This window comes from Haloparvum sedimenti, assembly GCF_001462205.1.
In the GTDB taxonomy this organism is placed as follows: Archaea; Halobacteriota; Halobacteria; order Halobacteriales; family Haloferacaceae; genus Haloparvum; species Haloparvum sedimenti.
Map to the genome: position 1 here is coordinate 1 of NZ_LKIR01000102.1, position 2,879 is coordinate 2,879.

Sequence of the window (2,879 nt, forward strand, 5' to 3'; positions counted from 1 at the left end):
CGACGAGGTCGTTGACCAAGCGTTGGGCCGTCGTGTCGTCGATGTCCGCCGTGTCGACGCTGGTGGCGTCGCGGTCCTGGGCGAGCTGTTCTTTCTCGAACCGTTCGTAGTCGCGACTCGTGTCGTCGTGAGGATCGGGACCCGGCATGGTGAGTCACGCAGCGCACGCTGTTGCGCGCTGCACGCCTCCTGGCGCCGACAAACAGTTCATGGCGTACAGATTCGGCACCTCCTCGGATCGCCCGGCCGCCAGGATACACTCATTCGAGGAGTCGGGCGGTGGGTGGGGGCGAGGGAGTGGATCCAGCCCCACCGTTAACCAACACCGTGCCGGTATTGGTCGGAAATGTTGGTTAAGCCTCGTCCCTACGGCGCTCGGAGCTCTCGAACTGGCTTCACGACGAAGGTATCTGGCTCGCTGGTTGCTCCTTCACCTGATCGCTCCGCCGACGTCGAGGGCGACTGCGTGAGCTGGGTGATGAGCTCGTCGCGAACGGTTCGTCGAGGGACGGTGGTCTCGTGCCAGCCCAGCCGGTCGTCGAAGTGCCGCTTCTGGAACTGCTCGCCGACGTCGTCGGCGGCGACGTACTGCGTCCGCGTCGACCGCCCGACCTGCCGGGAGATGAAGACGGCGCCCACGGTATCGTGCGTGAGTTCGACGAGAGAACACTCCACGAGCGCGACGACCGACGCGTGATCCCGGTCGGTCGGAACCGCCATCTCGAGGTCCGCCCACGGCGCCTCATCGTCGGGGGTACTTGCTGCGTAATCCGCTGCTCGTTCCCTGCTGCGTTGTTCCGAAGCCATCGTCTATCGGGGGCACGTGATGCGCCCCGCCACCCCCTCGTGGGGGCGACAGACCCCACCGAATCGCACCCTGTCAACCAATGCGCTAAATCTGATACTTCCGTAGTTCCGCTACCCCTGTGATGGCCCCTCGGCCTGAGAGAGCCGGCGGCCTTCGCACACTGCATATCGCCTCTTTCTTTGGACGAAAACCGCGATATGCAAGACACTATAACGCCCTCAAATCGAAGAAGAACCCCGTCGGGCCGATTTGAGGCGGTAGAAAACACCTCGACGAAGACTATAGATTGCGGTGAGACGGAAAAATTGCTCGACGGAGGGTTCTACTCCCTCAAAATAGGGGATTGAATCTGACATGGATGGATTAGCCCTACTACCTTGGTATAGGAAGTCTCTTTTTGGAATCAGTCAGGTGGTCTGATATCACCTATATCAAGTGGTTTCGGGTGTATTAAGCACTGAAACGGCTCGACGTGCTTCAAGGAGGTAGAATCAAACTACGGTCAGCTGAAGCATAATAGTCTAGATATTTTCATCATGTTGGGGGCCCTCCACCTCTGAAAGAAGGCACAGACAAATTACCGCTCTACTATCGAAATACTCTGTGTGCTATTGGTTCAACCAAGATTCAAACCCATCATCTCCGTCGTATTCGGTTGTGGGGGGATAGTACGATCCCCCATGGGCTTCCTTATGGCAGGGTTCACAAAGAGTGGCCAAATTCTCATCACAGGATTCACCTCCTTCTGAAATCGGGAGAATATGGTGTACCGTTAATTCTTCCTCCCGATTGCATCGGAGGCACGAACCGTCGCGTCTAATGATCCTGTCTCTCGTTCCAGGCGAGACTTTTTCTTCCTGAGCAGACTGTGACCAGGCTTTCTCGACGGCTCTCTCTTTTTCAGGGTCGTATTTGAACCGGCGGGCATAGCTATCCGAGCAGCCAACAACGTTGGCAATATCCTTCGATGCAGCCCCCTCTGCCATTTCCAATAATGCCAGTATTTCCTCCTTAGCAGTCGCCGCCTCCTCAACTCCAGATTCATAGAGCTGTTTCAACTCGTCAAGAGATGTCCGCCTATGAGGAACGTATTGAGAGTCATCACTAGTTAGCGTTGCAAAATGGGTTGATAACAGATCTGGGTTTCGACGGAAATACTTCTCGACACGGATCGAGAAGGATAGACCGAGCTCGGAGACAATCGGGAAACAGTCTTCAGCAGCAGCCCTCGCATCACTTAGAGAATCGAGCTGGTTGATATCCACTTCACTCAGATATTCCTCAAGGAGTCCATCAAAAATCACACTCTCAGCTTCATCGCCAAGATATCGGTATCCATCCACAATACACGGAATCCCCTGAACGACAGAGACACTAGCTGGGCCCCTTCCTCGGGCTGTACTATATGGGTCGTATCTCCAGTTGGCTGCGTCCCAGCAAAGCTGCTGATATTCCTCGGAATAGACTTCACGAAGAGGCAACACAGCAGTCTGAGATATATAATCGCCTAGCTCTGAATTAGCAATAGCGCTGAGGAGCGAGTCTGCATCGCTCCGTGTGGAGGCAAACAGAACTATCCCTTGGCTTTCGTAGCCTTCTATCAGGAGTTCGATTTTGAACTCATTATTCTGTGAAAGCGCGGTCTTGACGACGTCATTGTGGTTCCCGAATCGCCCTGACGGTTCATAATCACTATAGTCGAACGCCGTTTCGTCGCGGGCAAGGTAACACGAGAAGCAAAGGGCCAGATCGAGGCGACCCAACTCATACTGGTCAACCATAAAATCATCAAGAGAAGTCTCGCAGTCGGCACATTCCATAGATGGTTTTCCAATGGCATAGGCCATAATATCTGTCTAGTTAAAACTGCTCAGCGGGGCTAGCTGATTCCTCCTCAACCTGCTCGTACATCTCATCAGGAAACGGGAGACTGCCCCAGATCGAGTAGGGACACTGGTCCTGGCCGATACAGTAGCGCTGCAGATCGTCGTTATCGCAGTTCATCGGCAACGGCGTGTCGCCGTCGATGGTGTTCGAGAACTCGTAGCGGACCTGGTATTCGGTCTCCTGC

The 2,879-nt window shown here is 54.8% G+C and carries 3 protein-coding genes; all 3 read right to left on the reverse strand.

Annotated features, from left to right (window positions below):
* Positions 1–366 precede the first annotated feature (366 nt).
* Positions 367–807, reverse strand: a complete 441-nt coding sequence (locus tag AN233_RS06115) for a hypothetical protein (RefSeq protein WP_058365934.1) — start codon at positions 805–807, stop codon at positions 367–369.
* A 609-nt stretch (positions 808–1,416) separates the two neighbouring features.
* The gene (locus AN233_RS17955; protein ID WP_231751375.1) at positions 1,417–2,655 is read right to left on the reverse strand and encodes an HNH endonuclease; all 1,239 of its coding nucleotides are present in this window, start codon (positions 2,653–2,655) and stop codon (positions 1,417–1,419) included.
* Between the two features lie 13 nt (positions 2,656–2,668).
* Positions 2,669–2,879 (reverse strand): primase-associated protein (locus AN233_RS06120; protein ID WP_080508384.1); only part of this gene is annotated, 211 nt, incomplete at its 5' end.

What these genes read in the sequence shown, in the direction of transcription:
- AN233_RS06115 (WP_058365934.1), bottom strand. Translation starts at nt 807, where the DNA reads ATGGCTTCGGAACAACGCAGCAGGGAACGAGCAGCGGATTACGCAGCA.
- AN233_RS17955 (WP_231751375.1), bottom strand. Translation starts at nt 2,655, where the DNA reads ATGGCCTATGCCATTGGAAAACCATCTATGGAATGTGCCGACTGCGAG.